Raw genomic sequence first — 21,895 nt, forward strand, 5'->3', positions numbered from 1 at the left:
TCTGATATCAGTATTTTCAACTTTAGGCACTTTGAGGCGGTGAACCAGTAGACAATAGGATTAGTTGGCAGGGTTTCGGGCCCAATTGTCCTTCGGATCTACGGAAGTCACTTCCGCTGCAACTGTCCCATGTGCCACATGTGCGGAAATCCGGTCGCCGGCAACGACATCCACCGCATTGCGGATAATGTTGCCGTGCTCATCGCGAACAATGGCGTACCCGCGCCCAAGCGTAGCCAGGGGACTGACGACGTTAAGGGTTCCGGCACTGTGTGCCAGTTTGTCCTGCAGCCGCACCAGAATTCGTTGCATGGCTGCATCAAGCTGCGACGCAGATCTCTCCAGTGTTTGACGGCTGTTGGCAAGCTGGTTGCGGGGAGATTGCGTGCTTAGCCGTTGCGCCAGGTGTGCAGTGCGCACCTGTGAACGCTCCAGGCGCTGCTGAATGGACTTGCCCAGCCGCAGCTCCAGTTCGTCCAGACGCTGGGCCTTTTCCAGCAGCTCCCTGCGGGGGTCGCGCAATCGTGTGGAAAGGTGCTCCAGTTTTGTTGCCAGCTGCTGAAGGGCCCTTCTGGCCGCATTTGCCAACCGGACTTCGCAGTCATTGATTTGTCGTAGCATCTCCCTCTGGTCCGGCGAGACTTTTTCTGCTGCAGCAGAGGGTGTGGGCGCCCGAAAATCGGCTACAAAATCGGCGATGGTAATGTCTGTCTCGTGGCCAACCGCACTTACTGTCGGGATGGAACAGGCTGCAATGGCCCTGGCCACTGCCTCCTCGTTAAAACACCAGAGATCTTCCAGGGAGCCGCCGCCGCGGCCAATGATCAGCACATCAGCGACACCGTGTGCCTGGGCCAGAGCAATCGCTTTCACAATTTCCGATGTTGCCGGCTTGCCCTGAACCGTTGTCGGGTAAAGGGTCACCGGTATGGCAGGGCAGCGCCGCGCCAGCACGGTGAGAATATCGTGTATGGCGGCACCGGTCGGAGAGGTGACAACGCCAATGTGAACGGGGAGTGCGGGCACCGGCTTTTTGCGGCCCAATTCAAACAGACCTTCCGTCTGAAGCTTGCGTTTCAGCTCCTCAAAGGCCTGTTGCAGGGCACCGAGCCCGGCTGGTTCAATGTGTTCAACAATGATCTGGAAGTCGCCGCGGTTCTCGTACAGGGTCACCTTGCCGCGGATACGCACCTGATCGCCTTCCTTCGGGATAGCTCGGATACGCTGGTTCATGCCCCGGAACATGGCGCAACGAACCTGGCACTTGTGGTCTTTCAGGGAGAAGTACCAGTGGCCCGAAGAAGGTCGTGAAAAGCCCGACAACTCGCCTTCAACCCAGACCTGCATAAAGCTGGATTCCAGCAGATGCCTGGCCTGGTGGTTCAGTTCGCTGACGCTCAGCGCTCTGGGCCGGGTATCCTGAAACACGTCGTTCACCAAAAAACTCCTGACCGGCTTATACGCAATAGCCGAAAAAAATGAGTGTAAAGTGCTGGAATTTCAAACGCATGCAGTTTGTGCCGGTAAACTGCGCAGTTTACGGGCCTGCGACACCTCTTTATAATAGCTCGATTAAGCATTTTACTTTGCGGCTGCACCATTCTTGTCTACAGGTGCTGCACGGAAGGTTTAAATTTAGCACGTTCAAAAGGCCTGTCCCAATGCTGCGAATTGCCGAAGAAGCCCTCACATTTGATGACGTTCTGCTGGTCCCCGGTTATTCCGAGGTTCTTCCCCATCAGGTAGATCTGCGTACCAGACTTACCCGGACCATAAACCTGAACATACCGCTTGTATCTGCGGCCATGGATACGGTTACCGATGCAGAGCTTGCCATTGCCATGGCGCAGGAGGGCGGCATTGGCATCATGCACAAGAATATGAGCGTGGATCAGCAGGCCGCTGAGGTGCGCAGGGTTAAAAAATTCGAGAGCGGGGTGGTTAAAGACCCGATTACCGTAAAGCCCGAGAACACGGTGCGCGAACTGGTTGAAATTACCCTGGCCAACAATATTTCCGGTTTGCCGGTGGTTGATGGCAGCGAGTTGATAGGCATCGTGACTGGCCGGGATATCCGCTTCGAGAGCAGCATGGATACGCTGGTGCGTGAAATCATGACGCCCAAGGACAAACTGGTCACGGTGAAGGAAGGGGCCGATCTGGAACACGTGAAGGAACAGTTGCACCGCCACCGTATCGAAAAAGTGCTGGTGGTGAACGACGACTTTCAGCTTCGCGGCCTGATTACCGCCAAGGATATCCAGAAATCCAAGGACTACCCGCTGGCGTGTAAAGACAGCCAGGGTCGCCTGCGCGTTGGTGCAGCTGTGGGCACAGGGGGTGATACCGAAGCCCGCATTATTGCGCTGGCCGATGCCGGTGTGGATGTGATTGTTGTGGATACAGCACACGGCCACTCCCGTGGAGTGATCGAGCGTGTTCAGTGGATCAAGAAGCATTACCCCGATCTACAGGTGATCGGTGGCAATATCGCCACCGGTGAGGCCGCCATAGCGCTGGCGGATGCCGGAGTGGACGCGGTGAAAGTGGGAATCGGCCCTGGCTCCATTTGCACAACCCGCATAATTGCGGGCGTTGGCGTGCCGCAGATTTCAGCGGTATCCAGTGTTGCCGAGGCGCTGAAAGACCGTGATATCCCCCTGATTGCCGATGGCGGCGTACGGTTTTCCGGCGATATTGCCAAAGCCATTGTGGCCGGGGCCCATTGTGTGATGATCGGCAGTCTGCTGGCGGGTACCGACGAGGCCCCCGGTGAAATTGAGCTGTACCAGGGCCGCAGCTACAAAGCCTATCGGGGCATGGGTTCCCTCGGGGCCATGGGCCAGGGCTCCAGTGACCGGTATTTCCAGGATGCCAGCAAGGGCATGGACAAGCTGGTACCGGAAGGTATTGAGGGCCGCGTCGCCTGTAAAGGTCCAATGCGCAATATTGTGCACCAGCTTGTAGGCGGCCTGCGCGCCTCTATGGGTTACACCGGGAGCGCAAGCATGGCCGAAATGCGCACCAAGCCCCGGTTCGTGCGCATTACCGGTGCCGGTATGAGTGAGAGCCATGTGCACGACGTAACCATTACCAAAGAAGCGCCGAACTATCGCGTCAGCTAAGAGCAGGCAGCTTGGGTGCGGCTCTGGTCCGGGCCGCACAGCTTATATTTTTCGAGGATTCTATGGCTCACAACATTCACGACCACCGCATCCTGATTCTGGATTTCGGTTCCCAGTACACACAGCTGATTGCCCGCCGTGTCCGCGAAATTGGCGTGTACTGCGAAGTTCGCGCCTTCGACATCACAGCCGAAGAAGTACAGGCGTTTAACCCCAAAGGCATTTTACTGGCAGGTGGGCCTGAATCGGTAACGGACCTCGGGGGCCCGCGGGCGCCTGAAGGCCTTTTTGACCTCGGTATACCCGTGCTGGGTATTTGCTACGGTATGCAGACCATGGCAGAACAGCTGGGCGGGCGTGTGGCCAGTTCTGAAAAACGTGAGTTTGGCTATGCCCAGGTCAAGGTCCGGGCCAAGGGGCCTTTGCTACAGGATATTACCGATCACCTGACGGTGACGGGTGAGTCCTTGCTGGATGTGTGGATGAGCCACGGCGACAAGGTTGTGGTCATGCCTGAAGGTTTTGAACTGCTGGCCTCCACGGAAAGTGCGCCCATCGCCGCCATGCAGGATGTGGCCCGTAATCTTTATGGCCTGCAGTTCCATCCGGAAGTGACCCACACCCTGCAGGGCAAGCGCATTCTGGAGCACTTCGTATTGTCCATTTGTGGTTGTGAAGCCCTGTGGACGCCCGCGAAGATAGTCGACGACGCCGTAGAAAAAATCCGCGAACAGGTAGGCACCGACAAAGTGCTGCTGGGTTTGTCTGGCGGTGTGGATTCCTCGGTAACGGCTGCGCTGCTGCACCGGGCCATTGGCGACCAGCTGACCTGTGTCTTCGTGGATAATGGTCTGTTGCGCCTGAACGAGGGCGACCAGGTAATGGACATGTTTGCCAGGAGCATGGGTGTAAAGGTTATTCGCGCCGATGCTGAAGAACGTTTCCTGGCCAACCTCAAGGGTATCAGCGATCCGGAACAGAAGCGCAAGGTTATAGGCAATACCTTCATTGATGTATTTGATGAAGAAGCCGCTCGTATCAAGGATGTGAACTGGCTGGCACAAGGCACCATATACCCGGATGTCATCGAATCGGCAGCCTCCAAAACCGGTAAGGCCCATGTCATCAAATCCCACCATAATGTGGGCGGCCTGCCGGAAACCATGAAGCTGAAGCTCGTGGAACCGCTGCGGGAACTGTTCAAGGATGAAGTGCGCCGCATCGGGCTGGAGCTGGGCCTGCCGTACGATATGGTGTACCGCCATCCGTTCCCGGGGCCCGGCCTGGGCGTGCGCATTCTGGGTGAAGTGAAAAAAGAGTACGCCGACATCCTGCGCCGTGCCGATGCCATTTTCCTGGAAGAACTGCACCGCGCCGATCTTTATCACAAAACCAATCAGGCTTTTGCGGTTTTTCTGCCGGTGCGGTCCGTGGGTGTTGTCGGTGATGCACGCCGCTATGAGTGGGTTGTCGCCCTGCGCGCCGTTGAAACCGTTGACTTCATGACAGCACGCTGGGCGCACCTGCCATATGAGTTGCTGGAAACCGTCTCAAACCGCATTATCAATGAGATTACGGGCATATCCCGTGTCACGTATGATGTGTCCTCCAAGCCGCCTGCAACGATTGAGTGGGAGTGAAAATACGTCTTTCAGGGACTATCGGTAGCAATCGAAAAAATGATGTAAGTTAATGATTTGTCTAAATTTATGTCTCATTGCCTATCGGTGGCAAGCAGAAACATTTGTCGGTAAAAGCGACGGTATCGCGAATTCCCCGGATTAAGACTCTCCCATTTACCGTCATGCCTTTTTTCGGCATGACGGTAAAACTACGCCCTGACTTCTTTTGATATCAACTTAGGGACATCATCAGGGCTCCTGACCCTTGACGGTAACAAACCGCAAACACAGGAGAAACCTGATATGTTGACCGATACAGCACATCATCGACCGCGACATCCTGCCCGCCTTCAAGAACCGTCTGCTGGCTGAAATCACACCCGACGACCTCCGCGCCCTGTGTATGAAGGTGAAAAAGCGCGGGGCACCGGCAACCGCGATCCACGTCCGCGATATCGTCAAGCAGGTCTACGCACACGCCATCATGCACGGCGAGAAAGTGGCCAATCCGGCCGATGAAGTGATGCCGTCATCCATTGCCACTTTTGCACCCAAGGACCGCGCGCTGTCACCCTCGGAGATCCGGCTGATGGTCCACGAAATGGACACCATACCCACATCGCCGACCATTCGCCTGGGGCTGCGCATGATCCTGCTGACCCTGGTGAGAAAGGCCGAGTTGCTAAAGGCGACCTGGGATGAAGTGGATTTCGAGACCGGGGTATGGAGTATTCCGAAGGAACGGATGAAGCGGCGCTTCCCTCACAATGTTTATTTGTCCCGACAGGCGCTCGACATCCTGGTGGCGCTCAAGACCTGCGCCGGTGGATCCAAGTACCTGTTTCCGGCTCGCTATGATGGTGACCAGTGCATGTCCATGGGCACTGAACCGAGTGACCTTGAAGATATCAGAGCGGGCCCGGGAAAAGGGATTGCCGCTGGAACCGTTTACCGTCCACGACCTGCGCCGTACCGGTTCCACACTACTCAATGACGTCGGTTTCAATCGCGACTAGATTGAAAAGGCCCTGGCCCACGAGGATGGCCGCTCCTCTCGGGCGGTGTACAACAAAGCGGAGTATGCCGAGCAGCGTCGGCACATGATGCAAGAGTGGGCCAATATGATTGATGCTTGGGCGGAAGGGGGTAGCTACATTCCAACCTTGATGCCGTCGACAATGTCGGTGCCTGTATTAAAGGCATCGGTATGAGTGCCGTGGTCATGGTGATTGTTGGTTGGCGGTCGTCTGGGTGGCGTATTGGTCATGACCAAGCGGTTTATGGGGAAGCCGAAAGACTTACTTTGAGTGAGTCCTTCGGCTGTTTGGTAAACTCCCCGGAGCAGGACGCTTTCTGTAACCCAGGGTTGTCACTTGACAACCCTGGGTGCCATCCCCATACTGGAGACAAGGAATGACTCGTTCATCACATCCGAAGAAGGAAATTGAAGCCGCGCTCAAGCATGCGGAAGAGGAGGGCTGGCGAGTCGAGGTGGGTGGTAGTCATGCCTGGGGCAAGATCTACTGCCCCTACAATGACGATGAATGCCGCTGTGGTGAGTTCTGTATCGCCAGTGTGTGGAGCACGCCGAGAAATCCCGGCAGTCACGCACGAGCGCTGCGCAGGGTGGTGGACAAGTGCTCCACTCACCAGCGCCGGGGTGATACGGAGTCGGAGGATTGAGCTATGGAATATATTTTTACGCTGAAATACCAATTGGCGGACCACGACAGCGACTTGGACGTTCTCGTCGAACGATTGGGCTCCGCTGGTTGTGATGACGCTCTCGTCGGTGTGGGTCAGCCAGGTCGCCTGGCGTTGGAATTCTCCCGAGAGGCAGACAGCGCCGAGGAAGCAGTTCGCACTGCCCTAGCCGATGTCAAAAGTGCTGTTCCCTCCGCGCGCCTGATTGAGGCTTCCCCGGACCTTGTCGGGCTGACAGATGTGGCCGATATTGTGGGGGTTTCCCGCCAGGCAATGCGCAAGCTCATGCTGGCCCACCGTTCGGCGTTCCCGATGCCGGTTCATGAGGGCAATGCTTCTATCTGGCATCTGGCTGAGATACTTGATTGGTTGCAGGCGCGGGGAGGCTACCAGATTGATACTGGCATACTGGAAATCGCGCAAGTGGCGTTGGAAGTGAATATCACCAAGGAGGCAATCCGGCACCCGATGAGCAGGCGGGACAACATGGAGTTGTTGACGGCATAGTCATGAACTCAGTTATTGCGAGAGCGCACAGGGCGGGCAATGCGTTGCCTCACATCCGGCCCTGGAGTGGGGGCAGCTTTTCCTGATCGGGTTTGTCGCTTGCGCTCCTCGATCCAGGCTCCCACTTCAGCCAAGTCCCACACCACGCAGCGGGGCGTCAGATTGAAGCGGCCCGGGAAATCCCCGCGACGTTCCATGTCATAGATGGTTGTTTCTGCCAGGGGGACGATTTGGTGAAGTTCTTGCCGGCGAATAGTACGACGAAAGGGGAGCGGAGGCGTTTCCACGTACTGCGGCAGATCTTCGTATTCAGGTGTTCCTGGCTTGGGCAGGGATTGGGGTGATTGGGATTTCATGCATAACTCCAATATTGTGCATCAAGACGAAGTTTGGCCTTGGAGATATGGTGGCTATCGAGAACAATTGAGCCAACCCGCTGGGGCGAGCCGTAGAAAACGTGGGCTTAGAATTGCCTGAAAAAAGCTCGTCGTAGGGGATACAACGGGAGCCCTTGGTAACGCCTTCAGAGCATATATACAATGCATGCCGGGGAGGGGGCGGTGTTTTTCAAGATACTCGGCGATTTCTTCGACCGATAGCCAACGTTCAGACATGATTTACCTGTGTGAAGTCAAAATCTGGGCAAACTGTCGTGATGACACGAACAATGTTGTTGGTGCAATGATTTGATATGATTGGGTCAGGTTTGGTCTGGTTCCGTGGCTTTTCTGGGTTGCGGAGAATCCGTGCAGTCTTAAGGTATATGAACTTCAGCAAGAATCAGGAGTTAATGGTTCGGGCTGCTTCTGATCGGGAAATGCAGCTTAGATCTGGTAGAATGCAGTCGGTTGATGATGGTGTGTAATATGCTGCTGCTGGAAAAATCGCTGCACGACTCGCGGATATACTGAGCTGGCGATTCTGACGATAAAAGCGACGGTAAATCCCCAGGTCAACCTTTTGAAAACCCCTAACCTTCAATGGGTTAGGAGCCTCGTTGATGATTGAGTGGGAGTAGGGGCTCTCGTCACGGCAGCATCCGCTACCAACTCAAGATGCCGTACCGGGAGGGCACCACCGACCACATTTTAACCTGGGACCTTTCCCAGGTTATATTCGGAACTGTTCCTTACCGTATGGGGGGATAAGTACGTATAGAAGTCAAAGCTCAATGCGTCACAGAGTCATCAAGAAGGTCCCGGCAAAGATCAGAAAGACATTGGCAAAAGTGTAAGTGCCTACGTATCCAATCGCCGGTACGCTGCTTTTCGCAGCGTCGGCAACGACCGCAAGTGCTGGCGTACTGGTCATCGCACCAACAAGCGACCCGAGCAGCAATGCCGGATTCATCTTCAATATCTTACGGCCAACCAAATAACCAATACTCAGCGGAAGCGTAGTGACGAGAACCGCACTTGCGATGATCAACGGGCCAACCTCGAGCAGTCCCTCCACGATGCCACCACCAGCATTAAGACCGATCGAGGCCATCAACAACAAGAGTCCCAGTTCCATGAGAAGAAAACGTGCGGCACCCGGTACTCGTCCGAACGTCGGATTCATCGAACTCAGATAACCCAACACAAGTCCGACAATGAGCAGACCACCTGCGGTGCCCACGCCCACACTGATACCACCGATCGAGAATGTAATCAGACCGACGAATGATCCAATGACGATGCCCAATGAGAAAGTCGCCAAGTCAGTTTCTTCAATTTCCTGCTCGATGTGCCCAAGCAAAGAAGCCAACTCGCGCAAGCGGGATTCTTCCCCGATGATCTGGATGCGGTCGCCCTTATTCAGGGTCACTTCATCGGTAATCGGCAATTGGATACCCGTGCGATTAAGACCGGTAGCGAAACATCCGTAAGTGGAAGCAAGGTTGAGTTCTTTAATCTGTTTGCCCAGCACATGCCCACTAAGTACAACGATCTCTTGAGAGATGACGTGGTAGTTAAGCAAGCTTGCATCGAGGACTTCCTCACCGCCAAGGTTTTTCCGTACCCACTGATGTGTCTGGAGGCTGGCGATTACTGACAAGACATCACCCTCCTGCAATTCGAGCTTGGGGTCGGGTTCTAATAATTTACCGCCGCGACACACCTTCAGTATCACCCCTTTGATCTCGGTCAGCTCTGCAGCACGTTGCGAGATGGTTTTGCCATAGGAATCGGGAGTGATCTTGTAGGCTCTGACGACAGGCAAATTTTCAGCTTCGCTGGGCCCACGACGTCGATCCGGCAGCAGGCCCTTGTCCTTGGCATAGGTACGGGCCATGGCCTCGAGATTCATTTTTAAGACCCGCGGAACATAACGGATGAGAAGAATTACCAGGATGGTTCCGACGAAATAGGTGAGTGCGTACCCGACACCGATATTCTCGATAATCTGTTGCCGGGTTGCCTCATCACCACCGGCCAGGCCACTATTTACAGCGTCCTGGGCTGCAGCGAGCGTCGGGGTACTGGTCAGCGCGCCCGCCATTAGCCCCGCATCGAATCCTTGCGTGAAGCCAAACAAATGCGACAGTGCGATGACGGTGACCAGACCAGTGGTCACTACCACGACAGCAAGGATTATGTAGTTCTTGCCATCCTCCATGAAAGCCGTAAAAAAACTCGGACCTGCCTGTAGTCCAACCGAGAAGATAAAAAGTGAAAAGCCGAATGATCCGACTTCGGAGGGAATCGTCAAGCCATAGTGGCCAAAACTCAGCCCAATCAGCAAGACACCGATGGTCGAACCAACGGGCACGCTGAATACTTTGATGTTGCCGATCAGATAGCCTCCGCCAATGACAAGAAAGAGCAGAATCAAGTGGTTGTCTTTCAAGATCTGGTAGAGATCAATCTCCATGTGGTTCCAATTCAAATGTAGCAGTATCTGTGGCAACGCCAACCGATACAAAGGATCCGCCTTCAGCCAGCGTTAGTGTAGTTCATTTTAACAAAATGCAATAGGGGGGGGCAGGCCACGGTTTTCCCGGGGCGCCAAAACGTGGTCTGCGCCCTGTTCGATGAGCATTTAAAACCCTGGCGATTATTGCATGCTTGTTCATATGCTCTCATCCCCGGTCCACTGAAAACGGTTTGTTTATCTTTGAGGATTACTTTGATGAGCAAATTACTTCTGGTTACGATCCTTGCACTAAGCTTGGTGGTGAGCAGTTGTGGTGGCAGCGATGACTCAACGGCAACTGTGGAGCATGCAGGCGATACCGGTTCCAATGTAACGCAAGTAAAGTCGATAGTCCCCCAAGCTTCTGCTGCGCAGCCTGCAGAAGATTCTAGTGGCAGCCCCGCCGGACCTGATATCGCCGGGCTGTATCTAGGCATGACACCTGATTACGCCGCTCAATTCCCCGCGCCCTTCATCTGAGTGTGAGAACAACCGGAAGTTCAGCTATTGCCCAGGTTATGCCTAGGAGCACAGCTGGATTTCTTGTCTGCGGAACTGTCCTGGAGAAATCAGCGCTCTGGTGGTAATTTGTGGTGGCGATAAACTGCACTAATGAACTTGGTGTTTTTCATGGTCTCCTGATGTCTGCTAGGTGGCTACTGCCCGTCAAAACAGGAAAAAACATGAACAGTCATAAGGAACTCTGTCGTTATCTGCAGCAGCGTGGGGTACTGAAATCTCCGCTGCTTATCGAGAGCTTCAACTTTGTTGACCGCCGGGATTTTGTTGCCCCGAACCTGCAGAATGAAGCTTATGAAGATCACCCTCTTGCCATCGGAGCAGGGCAGACAATCTCCCAGCCCTACACGGTTGCGTTTATGCTGGAGTTGCTGGAGCTTGATGAAAGCGATCGTATTCTCGATATCGGCTGCGGTTCGGGCTGGAGTACGGCACTTCTGGCCCATGCGGCAAGGTCGGGATCAGTAACAGGGGTTGAACGCATTCCCGAGCTGCTGGATTTTGCGCGGAATAACCTGGGAAAATACAACTTTGATAACATCAAACTGCAGATAGCCGGCGAGGCTCTCGGTATTCCCGGGCAGGTTTTTGACAAGATCCTGGTGTCCGCCGCCGCAGAAGAACTCCCTTCCGAACTGCTTGCGCAGCTAAACCCCGGCGGCATCATGGTGATCCCCGTCCAGAACAACATGATTGTTGTCTATAAACGCGAGGACGGCAGTGTTGAGCAGGACACCTTCCCTGGCTTTCGTTTCGTGCCGCTTATCTGACGTGTTTTCAAAGCCACCCGGGACATTGAGTGGCCGTGAAAACACGTTGTTCAACCCTTATTCGGCAGTCAACAACATCTTGATAGCCTGCTCCTTCGCCGCTTCGCTGAAGATGTCATAGGCTTTTTCGATCTCGTTCAGCTTGAAGCGGTGCGTCACCAGGTCTTCGGGTTTCACTCCGCCGCTCTCAACCACCTTCATCAGCACCGGGATGGTGTCTGTATTCACCAGGCCGGTGCGCAGGGTGATGTTCTTGATCCACAAATCCTGCAGTTTGAATTCCACGCTCTTACCGTGTACGCCAATGTTGGCGACATGGCCGCCTGCGCGCACAATGCTCTGGCAGATATCGAAGGTTTCGGGGATACCTACGGCCTCCATGGCCACATCAACACCCTCGCCATTGGTCAGTTTTTTGATCGCCTCGATCGGGTCCCGGGCAATGGTGTCTGTGGCGCCGAGCATTTTTGCCATGGCCAGGCGATTCTCGTCCGGGTCGACCATGATGATCCGGGCAGGTGAGTAGAAGCGTGAAGTCATCAGGGCCGCCAATCCAATAGGGCCAGCGCCAACGATGGCGACAGTGTCTCCGAGTTTGACCTCGCCGTTGAGGGCACCGATCTCATGCCCGGTGGGCAGGATGTCGCTGAGCATGACGGCCGCAGCGCGATCCATATCGTCCGGCAGCACATACAGGCTGTTATCCGCATGGGGAATGCGCACGTACTCGGCCTGGGTGCCGTCAATCAGATGGCCGAGAATCCAGCCACCGTCGCGACAGTGGGCATAAACCCCGCGTTTGCAGTAGTCGCAACGCCCACAGGAAGTAACGCAGGATATCAACACCTCGTCGCCAACCTTGATGTTGCTGACGCCGTCACCAACTTCTTCCACCACCCCCAGGCCTTCATGGCCCAGAATGCGCCCGTCTGTTACCGCGGGCACATCACCCTTGAGTATGTGCAGGTCGGTGCCGCAAATGGTGGTGTGGGTTATGCGAACCACTGCATCCGTGGGCTTGTCGATTGCCGGCTTCGGCTTATCTTCCCAGCTACGTTTGCCAGGACCGTGAAATACCAGTGCTTTCATGACACTTTCTCCTTTGATGGTGCAAAGCTGCCAATACCAGATACCGCTACGCCAACCTTGCACTGACTGTATTCTGCGTCCTTGATCCACATCAAGACCAAGGTTTATTGATCAATCGGAAGACAGTGGCCGCAACCGGGCGGTGACACATAGCGTTATTCCGCCTGCCGGGATGGCAATGCAATCACCGTCCACAGGCTGCCCGTCTATCTCAAGCTCCACGCGCCCGGTGCCAATGTGTTCGGGATCCTCAATCGTTACGATCAGAGCGCCATCGGGCCCGTTGATCCGAGCCCTGGCGCCACCCCAACTGGTGGGGATCCGGGGATCAATCCGAACAGCGCCTCGCTGCAGGCTCAGGCCGAGAATGCCTTCTATAGCCAACTGCCAGCTCCAGCCTGCCGCCCCCGTGTACCACGTCCAGCCCGCACGACCGGTGTCCGGCCCTGCGCCACGCACGTCGGCGGCCAGGACGTAGGGCTCGCCACGGTAGAGTTTGACCCCGTCGAGGTCTTCGGTGCGGCGTATTGGGTTAATCAGGTCGAATATCCTGTAGGCCATATCGCCATTGCCGAGCCTTGCGTGGGCAAGGCCCAGCCAAGCCGCGGCATGGGTGTATTGTCCGCCATTTTCCCGAACACCCGGTGGGTAGGCGCGAATGTAGCCCGGATCACGCGGTGTCCGGTCGAACGGCGGCGTCAGCAGGCGCACCAACCGTTCATCGTGATCAACCAGGTGGTCAGTTGCTGCGGTGACGGCCGCCAGGTTTCGCTCGAGCGAGGGCCCGTCTGCGAGGGCCGCCCAGGATTGGGAAATACTGTCGATCTGGCACTCGTCGGAATCTTTCGAGCCCCATGGCAGGCCATCATCCGCGAAGGCGCGCATGTACCAGGCGCCGTCCCAGCCTGAGGTATTGGCGGCCCGACGCAGATCATCGGCGCACGCACGCCAGAGAGTATCAAGATCGTTGCGCCCGAAGTCTTTGGCGAGGTTGGCGAAGGTCTCGGCGCACGTCGCGGCGAACCAGGCAAGCCATATGCTTTCGCCGCGGCCCTCGCTACCGACACGGTCCATACCGTCGTTCCAGTCTCCCGCGCCGATGAGCGGCAACCCATGAACCCCTGCAGTGACGCCACGATCCAGCGCACGCCGGCAATGCTCAAATAAGGTTCCGTACTCTTCGCCTGCCTCGAACGGTGCGTAACGGTCTTCCTCGCCGGCTTCCAGTGGCGGAGCGGAGAGGAACGGGACTTCCTCGGCGAGAATGGACGTATCGCCGGTCGCCTCAACATAACGACCCGCGGCGTAGACCAGCCACAGCAAATCATCTGAGCAGCGAGTTCGCACACCTCGTCCCTGCGGCGGGTGCCACCAGTGCAGTACGTCACCTTCCTCGAACTGATGCGATGCGCTTTCCAGAATGTGCCCGCGCACACGCTGTGGGTCGACGAACAGCAGCGCCATCATATCCTGAAGCTGGTCACGGAAACCGAACGCGCCCCCGGCTTGTTGGAATCCGGCCCGCGCCAGCACGCGCGAAGCAAAGGTCTGGTTGATCAGCCAGCGATTGACCATCAAGTCGAAAGCCGGGTCCGGTGTGGTGACCTGAACAGCACCGAGCCGTTGCTTCCAGGTAGCATCGTTGTCGGCAAGGCCCTGTTTGGCCGTCTCGACGTTCACCCAATGTGACGCGAGTCGTGCCGCCTCGGCGGGATCGCTGCCCTCGCCGAGCACGAACACGACCTCTTCAGTCGCGCCAGCAGCCAGATCGATGTGAACCTGGAATGCGGCACACGGGTCGGCTACGTTATCGAGCGCACCATCGAGGCTCCAGGCCACGAGGCCAGCCGGTCGGGCCGGATTGCCCTGGCGACCGAGAAACGCCGCGCGGTCACAGGTGAGGCTGTGCGGCTGGCGGCTGGCGGCTAGAAACGCGGTGCGCTCGCCGAATTCAGGATTCCAGCCATTGCGTGCGATCAATGCCTGGCTTTCGGCATCAAAACCGCAGACCAGATGCGGTCGCGCCGCGCTGGGCATGGAACCAAGCAGCCACTCAGCATAGTAAGTGGCCGTGAACCGGCGCCCGCGCTTGCCAGGATTGGTCAGGGTCAGCAGCGCCAGCTTCACCGGGGCATCGGGGGGGACAAATACGGTGAGACTCTGCTCCAGCTCCTCGGCGTTGCGTTGCCATCTGGTGACGCCAGCACGGTGGTGGATCTGGCAGGACGCATGGCCGCCGGCAGGCAGTGGGGTGGGGCTCCAGATATCGGCTGTCTCCTCGTCGCGCAGATAAAGCGCCTCGGTCTGCGGATCGACCACCGGGTCGTTGGACCATGGAGTGAGGCGATGCTCGCCGCTATTGATGCACCAGGTGAAGCCCAGTCCCGCTTCCGAGACGATGGTGCCGAAATTCTCGTTCGCCAGCACGTTGCACCAGGGCGAAGGTGTCACGCGGCCACCGTCAAGATGAATCATGTAGTCGCCTGTTGCCGGGGTGAAGCCTCCCAATGAGTTGTCGAAAAGGAGGTTGTCGGGGCGTTGCAGTGGTGCCGGGTTCAGCGGTTCCGGCGAGGGGGCTCCGAGCGGCTGGAACCTGGGCAGCGGGGCGCGTCCAGGCCGCTGCGGAGCCATCGATGTGGCCAGTGATTTCGCTGCGGCGTCGAGCGACATGCGGGCCGTGGCCTCAAGTGCGCGGCGTTCGAGTGCGCCGATCCGGTCAGTCGCCAGAAGATGGACACCGCCTTGACCACCCAGCCCTTCGGGCACGTTGGCGTCGCGAAGCGCGGCGAACAGCAACTCGCGAATCGGCTCCTGATAGCCCGAGACACCCTCCTGCAGGAACACCAGATCCGCGCGCAGGCCACGTCGACGCCACCATTGATGGGCACGGATAATGGTCGGCAGCAGCGTTGTACGGGCCTCGTCGAGGACCCGCACCAGCACGATCGGCAGATCACCGGACAACCCCATGCTCCACAGATGCGGCTGCGCCGGGAGCGCCATGTCCGCCGCCACTAACAGGATCGGGGGCGTACGCGGGAAGAGCAGGAAGCGGCACAGGGCCTGCGCCTCAGCCAGCGTGTCTGTATCCAGTGCGAGACGTCTCGCCTCAAGTGCGGTCGATCGTCGCGCGTCTTCCGTCGCCCAGTCGAGAGCTGGCCCGGTCGCAAAGCGCTCAGCGACCTCGAGTGCTGCTTTTCGTGAATCGGCAGCGACCGTTATGAAATCGAACCGTGCCTGAGCACCGGGCGCCAGGACGACGTGCGCGCGCAAGGCCATGACCGGATCGAGAGTCCAGCCAGCCGCGCCATCCATCGCTTCGGTCGCGCCCGGCGGTCGCTCCGGGTCGCCGTGGCGCCCGAGAAACCGTCTGCGGTCGGTCTCAAAGCCGGCAGGCGTGACCGCTGCATCAGTCGCGAGCAGGCGATGGAGCAGGACCGGTGGCTGATCATCCAGTCGTCTTGGGCGGCGCTCGAATATAAGCGCGTTTTGGTCATCAACACGCTCGCTGTGAATGAAGAGCTTGCTGAAGGCGGGGTGGCGTTCATGACTTTCAGGCGCCGCAAGCACGACCTCCGCATAACTCGTCACATCCATCACGTGCTCTCGGCCGCTGTCGTTGGAGAGCGTGATGCGGCGGATTTCCACGTCATCGCCGGGCGCAATCAGGATTTCGAGATTCGTCGACAGACCGTCCCTGTGCTCGTGAAATTCAATCTTGTGGGCGTGGTAGCACGTGTCCGACATCCTGTTCGAATCATGTCCACCAAGCGACCAGGCTGCGCCGCCGGGCTCGCTGACATGGATCCGCGCCTCACCGCTACGGCGAATGGGGTCCCCTGTCCAGCGCGTCAGGGCCTGGCCGCGCCACCAGAGCGCACCGTCTCCGGCGTCACTGATCCAGGCGGACAGGCTGCCGTTACCCAGTACATGGAGCTGGGGCCGGGGCTGGTGCGGTGTCGACCAGCTATGCAGCATCGGTGTAGGGATACGGGTCAGGTCCGGTGTTGTAGCGTCGGTCTCGGTCAACTGCTGGGCTGAAAATTCCCATGGAACGCGTTCCTGTAACAGCAGTTCGGTGGCACGCATGCGCGGATCGCGGCTGAAACGCCGGATCAGAATATCGTCGTTCAGCGCGTTGCCGATCGCGGCACAGATCATGCCTTGGTGGTGGGCCATATAGGCACGCACCGGCGAGAAGTCGCCTTCTATCGGCAGCCGTTCTGGCGTGAAGTCGGCGGCCTCAAAGAATCCGTACCGGTCACGCAGACCGAGCCTGTCCAGGTGCCGCAGGTTGGAAGTGGCGGTGGCTGGCGCGACGCTCAATGCCAGGGCGCTGGCATAGGGTGCGACGACATAGTCTTTGGCCAGGCCGCGCTTCAGACCGAGCCCGGGCACACCAAATGCCTGATACTGATAGTGATGCGAGCCGTCACGGACGGCAAAGCCGGATTCCGATACACCCCAGGGCAGGCCGAGTGTCTCGCCATAGCGCTGCTGCACGGCGACTGCGGCACGCTCGCTCTGGCCCAGAAGTCGCCCGGCCTCGCTCGGCAACAGCAAAGCCGGCATCAGGTACTCGAACATCGACCCGTTCCACGATAGCATCGTCAGGGCGCCGGCTGCTTTGGTGATCGGGCGCCCCAGATGAAACCAGTGCTTGACGGGCACATCCCGTTTGGCGATCGCGAAATAGCTGGTCAACCGCGCCTCGCTTGCCAGCAGATCGTAGTGGTGCGGGTCGAGCTGGTCGGAGTCGAGATTGTGGCCGATGAAGAAGGTGCTGGTCTCCTCGTCATAGAGCGGTCGGAAATCCATGCCGAAGGCGCGCGCCTTCGCCCGTGCAGCGCATTGGTGGAGGCTTTCGGTGAGATCGCGGCAAGCCCTCTCGCCCTGGTCGAGTGCGGCTGTCATTTTGGCGATCCAGTGTCGACTTTCCGGGTCGGTCGGAACCAGTTGTGAAAGGGCGCGGCGAGCCCGGTTGATCCGGTCGGTTATTTTGGCGAAGGGAGCGTCGGTTGGTGGCAGCGCCTTGAGCAGGTCCGACAAACCTTTTAGCCCGGCGGGCGACTCCTCGGTCAGGGCGAGCCATGGCGCCAACGCATCGAGGTCCCGCCGCATCGTCATCAAGTGGTGATTGGCACGCTTGAGCCACAGGTGGATTTCGTGTGGGTTAGCCTCAATGCCGGCTTCGAGTACCCGGGCGATGCGCATTTGAACCCGGGGCCAGTCCTCGGTGGCTAGCCGCATCAGGGCCGAACGCCAGTCTTTCGGCGAGCGGCGGATCGCGGGCAACTGATTGATTATGGCATCAAGGGGATCGGCGATGGCGCCTTGATCTTTCTCGGGCAGAGTACAGACGGCTTCCCGAAGCAAGAGCAGGATATCACCCAGCCCGTCCCACCGTGCCGGAGACAGCATTGAGCCAGCTGCAGCTTCCCGGCAGCCTGCGCACAATGTAAGCAGACATACCGCCAGGTTGCCGCTATCGACCGTCGAAACATAGCGCGGCTCCAGCGGTTCGAGTGTTTTGGTGTCGAACCAGTTGAGTGTATGTCCGGCATGAGTCTTCAGTCGATCGAGAGCGTCGAGTGCGGCGGACATGCGCGCGGCAAGATCCCTGCGCCCGATGTGCCCCAGATCCCAGGCTGTCAGTGCGGACAGGAAAAGCATTCCGACATTGGTTGGCGAGGAACGGTGTGCGATGTCCTCGTGTGGAGCGGCCTGATAGTTGTCGGGTGGTAGCCAGTTGTCGTCAGGGCCGGCGAACGTCTCGAAGTACAGCCAGGTGCGTCGTGCAAGCAGGCGCAGATAAAGTTTGTCTTCCTCACCCAGGATCTCCGATACCGCCTGGCGCTCGCGACTGATCAGCCAGGCGATCTGCGGTGAGACGAACCACAGCAGCAATAACGGTGCTGCTCCAGCCAGCGCGATGGGGTTCAGCCACGCGAGGGTTACCGCGATCCCGGCCGCGAGTGACGGGGCCGCAGCCATCTCGCGCCAGGTACCAGGCCAGGTTTGCGACACCTCGGTAGCGGAGTGCGCCGCTGACGTCCATTCCAGCATTCGGCGGTGGGAAACATGCATTCGCCACAGCGTGCGAGCGATCGCTTCGCTTGCGACCGCGGCTTCGTGGGCCAGGAAAATGACCGCCAGCAGCCAGCGCCCGGCGTGATCGGCCAGCGGATGCAGTATGCTTCGCATCGCGCCTCGCTTGCGCCCACGCGCCAGGCGGGGGATGAGGTCTGTGAACAGGTGGGCACCAGGTGCACCCACTGCCAGCAGTGTCCAGATCAGGGCCTGCCCTGGCAGTACCAGCCATCCAACCGTGGCTAAAACGACGAGCATGGGGGCGATCAGGCTGCGGCGCAGGTTGTCGAACACTTTCCAGCGATCAAGCATCGAAAGCCGGTTGGGAATACGCTTTTCACTGCGGCAGGGTACGGTGCCGCCAAGCCAGGGCGTGAGTTGCCAGTCACCCCGGATCCAGCGCAGGGCGCGCCGGGAGTAAGCAAGATAGTTCGCGGGGAAATCCTCGTAGAAAACGATGTCGCTGGCAAGCGCAGCGCGGCCGTGAAGCCCCTCGAACAGATCGTGGCTGAGGATCGCGTTTTCCGGTACACGCCCGTCCAGGCTTTCATGGAAGGCGGCGACGTCGAATGCGCCCTTGCCGGTGAATATCCCTTCGCCGAACAGATCCTGGTAGACATCCGATGCCGCGCGGCTGTATATGTCGATCGTAGTATCGCCGGTGTAGAGGCGGGTGAACGGCGACTTGTCTCCGGCTTCGGGTGAAATCTCGACCCGGGGCTGGATGAAGGTATAACCGCGAATGGGCCGTCCCGTGGCCGGATCGAACTCGACGCGGTTCAGTGGATGCGCCAGCGTTCCAATCAGCCGGTTGATGTCGTTCGGCTGTGCCCTGGTGTCCGCATCGAGCGTGACGACGAAACGAGTCTGGCACAGCCCATCGATATCGCCTTCACGCAAGGCAAACGCATGGGGCTGGTGCCCCAGAATGAGGCCCACGAGTTCCTCGAGCTTGCCGCGCTTGCGCTCCCAGCCCATCCAGCGGCCTTCGGCAGTATTCCAGCAGCGCCTGCGGTGCAGCAGCATGAACGGCGCCTGCTCAGCATAGCGCGTATTGAGGCGGCGTACACCGGCTACGAGGGCGGCTTCGATCGCTTCATCTACCGGCGTATGTTCCGAGTCGGCACCTGCGAGATCGCTCAGTAGCGCCACGCGCACCAGTGGATCCGGGTTGGACAACCAGTGCATTTCCAGCCGCTCCATCATCGGCGCGACCTCGGCTTCAGTGTTCAGAATCACCGGCACCACCAGTGCAGTCTCGCAACCGGCGTCCAGGCCGTGTTCGGTGGCAAGTTTTGGCAGCACCCGGGGTGGGGCGAGCCGGCTGGCGAGCCAGTGTGTAACCGTGATGCCGATGATCATGGCTGGCGTGAGTGCCAGCACAAGTCCCGCCACCCACGCTGCCGGGCTGGCGTCGAATTTGGCGAGCAGCAGTGCCGGAAAGAGCAGGGCGGCCAGGGTAAAAACTGTCAGTGCCCCGGCATAACTTCTGCCGGGATGCGCCAGGATCCAGCGCCTCCAACTCGTACGCCACCCGGCGCGAAATCCGACCTGCCGCTCGAGCTCCGCCCGACCTTCCGCGACCAGCCAACAGCCGATGTGCCCCGAGCGTCGTGCGCCGGCATGGGCGCGGGCCAGTTCCAGTGCGGCCTGGGCGACTTCCCACTCGGCGGCGGGCGCGCCTTCGGCGATGTCCTCGACGGCCTTGCGATATCGATCGCGCGTGTCGAAATCCATGGCCGAATAGACACCGGCTGGATCACCCTGCAGGAGACACTCGATACGGCTCACCTGCTCGAAGAACGATGCCCAGGGGATGTTCGAGATCGCCACGAGGGCTGAGATCGCGCGTGAAACGCCTTCGGTCGGTTCGAGCGGCTGGTGCAGCGCCGATCGCGGAGTAGGTTCGAATGGCGACGCGACCTGAGGCAAGAGTTCGGAAAATGACTGAACGAGTTCCTCCAGGCAGACCAGGCGGAGCATCGCCGGGAACGCCCAGAGTTCGGCGATCGTCAGGGGTCCGTCGCGTTGATAGGCATTGACGAAATCGACCGCACCTCCGAGACCAACCTGTATTTGCGCCATGTCGAGCATGCCTCGCGCCAGTGCGAGGACGCGCGGGATGCCGTGGTAATCGGGCGCGGCGAGTCGCGGCAAGCGCCGATAGAACGAGGCTGGGAGATCCTCGCGTACCTGCCGGACGGCGCGGCGCAGGTGAAACTCATTGTCGAGCAGCCATTCCGAGGCCTTGGCCACATCGGGTGGTGGCTTAGTGCAATAGTCACGAACGCGATCCAGCCATGGGAGAAGGGCAGAGATCTGTTGCCAGGCGGAAGCCGCCTCGGGCGGACCAGCGGTGATGTCGTGGTTCGCCCGGAGTGTGGTCGCACTCCGGGCATACGCGCTGGCCGGCAAGCTAGTGTCGTCCATTGACGTAGCGGTTTGTGTCACATCGTCCCCTGGCCTGGTAGCCTCGTGTTCATGGTATGATCTTGTGGCGGCGGGTTTCTCCGTTGTTGTCGCACGAGCAGCACCGGGATATTCATACGGTTAATCAGGTAGTCGGCGACGCTGCCCACGGTCATGTCCGCATGTCCGCTCTTGCCGGCGGAGGAAAGCACCATCAGATCGGCACGTTCATCCACGGCCGTGCGTGCAAGCGCACGGCGCGCATCGCCGCTTGGCAACAATCGGGTTCGGGTCGTTGGCGTGGCGGGTAGTCGGGACCGAATCCAATCCAGATATTGTCGCGCGGCGCGCTCGTTGCGGCGGTATAGCTGATCGCGCAAGCCGACTGCCTCCGCATCGAGCAGGTCCGACTCGATGAGATCAGCCTTTGGGGCGGCATGGACGAGCACCGTTTCAGCGCCATGGGCGGCTGCAATCCCCAGGCCGAGTGGCAAGACGCATTCTGATCGTGACGAGCCGTCGAGCGGGATGAGCACCTTGTGATATCGTATCGGCGTGTTGCCGACCTGCATTGATGGCACGAGCAACACCGACACGTTGGCGGTCTCGGCGACCCGCCGCGCCGTGTCGCCCAGTCGGGCGAAGGTTCCATCGCTTTCACCACCTCGACCCAGCACGATCAGGTCCGCCGCGTTGTCATGAGCCCATGCGTTGATGCGCTCCGCAGGGGCCCCGGCTGCGATCGCTGCACAGGCATGAAGATCGTGGATTCGCGACATGCGCTGGTGCAAATACTCAGTCGCCTCGCGGTGACGCAACGCCCATTCCACCGGATCCATAGGCTCCCGGGCCGTTGGCGATTCGAGCACGTGCATGACGGTCAGGCGTGCGCCGATGGCCTCGGCCACCGCAACGGCGTGAGCCAAAACCGCTCGTGCGAAGGGAGCCGCATCGACCGCGAAAGGGGAGGCATCAACACAGGCCAGAACATGTCGAAAGCCGGGCTTCTCGGTAAACTCCCCCGACTGCGGAACTCCCGTCGGTCGTTCAGATTCAGACATGCCGCACTCCTTACGACGAAACGCCAACAGGCAGAAGCTTGCTACCTGGCTGTCGGGCCACGCGGTTTGTTGAGAGTTTCTTCAAAGATGCTGCTGTAAAA

General features: G+C 58.8%; 13 protein-coding genes. 7 read left to right on the top strand and 6 right to left on the bottom strand.

Annotated features, from left to right (window positions below; all coding sequences use genetic code 11):
• Window positions 1-60: 60 nt before the first annotated feature.
• Window positions 61-1,440: an exodeoxyribonuclease VII large subunit gene (xseA, locus tag CDH48_RS06940; protein ID WP_379923132.1), complete on the bottom strand. Its 1,380-nt coding sequence runs from the start codon at window positions 1,438-1,440 to the stop codon at window positions 61-63.
• Window positions 1,441-1,661: 221 nt separating this feature from the next.
• On the opposite strand from xseA, the gene guaB reads away from it, so the two are divergent.
• From guaB to CDH48_RS06965, 5 genes are all read left to right on the top strand, one after another.
• A complete protein-coding gene (gene guaB / locus CDH48_RS06945) occupies window positions 1,662-3,125 on the top strand; it encodes an IMP dehydrogenase (RefSeq protein WP_100687987.1) in 1,464 nt (487 codons plus the stop codon).
• 62 nt (window positions 3,126-3,187) lie between these two features.
• On the top strand, window positions 3,188-4,765 hold the full coding sequence (guaA, locus tag CDH48_RS06950; RefSeq protein WP_100688115.1) for a glutamine-hydrolyzing GMP synthase: 1,578 nt from the start codon (window positions 3,188-3,190) through the stop codon (window positions 4,763-4,765).
• Between the two features lie 355 nt (window positions 4,766-5,120).
• Complete coding sequence (locus CDH48_RS06955; protein WP_455429678.1) at window positions 5,121-5,741, top strand: tyrosine-type recombinase/integrase; 621 nt, start codon at window positions 5,121-5,123, stop codon at window positions 5,739-5,741.
• 419 nt (window positions 5,742-6,160) lie between these two features.
• Complete coding sequence (locus CDH48_RS06960; RefSeq protein ID WP_076517519.1) at window positions 6,161-6,430, top strand: hypothetical protein; 270 nt, start codon at window positions 6,161-6,163, stop codon at window positions 6,428-6,430.
• A 3-nt stretch (window positions 6,431-6,433) separates the two neighbouring features.
• On the top strand, window positions 6,434-6,958 hold the full coding sequence (locus tag CDH48_RS06965) for a helix-turn-helix transcriptional regulator (RefSeq protein WP_100687988.1): 525 nt from the start codon (window positions 6,434-6,436) through the stop codon (window positions 6,956-6,958).
• A gap of 8 nt (window positions 6,959-6,966) precedes the next feature.
• Here CDH48_RS06965 and CDH48_RS06970 read toward each other — a convergent pair whose 3' ends face one another.
• Together CDH48_RS06970 and CDH48_RS06975 are read right to left on the bottom strand one after the other, a co-directional pair.
• Window positions 6,967-7,314: a helix-turn-helix transcriptional regulator gene (locus CDH48_RS06970; protein ID WP_100687989.1), complete on the bottom strand. Its 348-nt coding sequence runs from the start codon at window positions 7,312-7,314 to the stop codon at window positions 6,967-6,969.
• A gap of 820 nt (window positions 7,315-8,134) precedes the next feature.
• Window positions 8,135-9,814 carry an aspartate:alanine exchanger family transporter gene (locus tag CDH48_RS06975; protein WP_157807801.1) on the bottom strand — a complete coding sequence of 560 codons (1,680 nt, stop codon included), beginning with the start codon at window positions 9,812-9,814 and terminating at the stop codon, window positions 8,135-8,137.
• A 258-nt stretch (window positions 9,815-10,072) separates the two neighbouring features.
• Between CDH48_RS06975 and CDH48_RS06980 the strand changes: the two genes are divergently transcribed.
• Together CDH48_RS06980 and CDH48_RS06985 are read left to right on the top strand one after the other, a co-directional pair.
• Window positions 10,073-10,336, top strand: a complete 264-nt coding sequence (locus CDH48_RS06980; protein ID WP_100687991.1) for a hypothetical protein — start codon at window positions 10,073-10,075, stop codon at window positions 10,334-10,336.
• A gap of 203 nt (window positions 10,337-10,539) precedes the next feature.
• The gene (locus tag CDH48_RS06985; RefSeq protein ID WP_100687992.1) at window positions 10,540-11,145 is read left to right on the top strand and encodes a protein-L-isoaspartate(D-aspartate) O-methyltransferase; all 606 of its coding nucleotides are present in this window, start codon (window positions 10,540-10,542) and stop codon (window positions 11,143-11,145) included.
• Window positions 11,146-11,202: 57 nt separating this feature from the next.
• Here the strand turns inward: CDH48_RS06985 and CDH48_RS06990 are convergent, their stop codons facing one another.
• The 3 genes from CDH48_RS06990 to CDH48_RS07000 form a co-directional block, all read right to left on the bottom strand.
• On the bottom strand, window positions 11,203-12,234 hold the full coding sequence (locus CDH48_RS06990; protein ID WP_100687993.1) for a zinc-dependent alcohol dehydrogenase family protein: 1,032 nt from the start codon (window positions 12,232-12,234) through the stop codon (window positions 11,203-11,205).
• A gap of 111 nt (window positions 12,235-12,345) precedes the next feature.
• A complete protein-coding gene (locus tag CDH48_RS06995) occupies window positions 12,346-20,754 on the bottom strand; it encodes a GH36-type glycosyl hydrolase domain-containing protein (RefSeq protein WP_198515478.1) in 8,409 nt (2,802 codons plus the stop codon).
• Window positions 20,755-20,771: 17 nt separating this feature from the next.
• Entirely contained in the window at window positions 20,772-21,794 is a 1,023-nt protein-coding gene (locus tag CDH48_RS07000; protein WP_100687994.1) for a universal stress protein, read from the bottom strand.
• Window positions 21,795-21,895 lie beyond the last annotated feature (101 nt).

It is taken from the genome of Marinobacter aromaticivorans (assembly GCF_002806975.1).
Classification (GTDB): domain Bacteria; phylum Pseudomonadota; class Gammaproteobacteria; order Pseudomonadales; family Oleiphilaceae; genus Marinobacter; species Marinobacter aromaticivorans.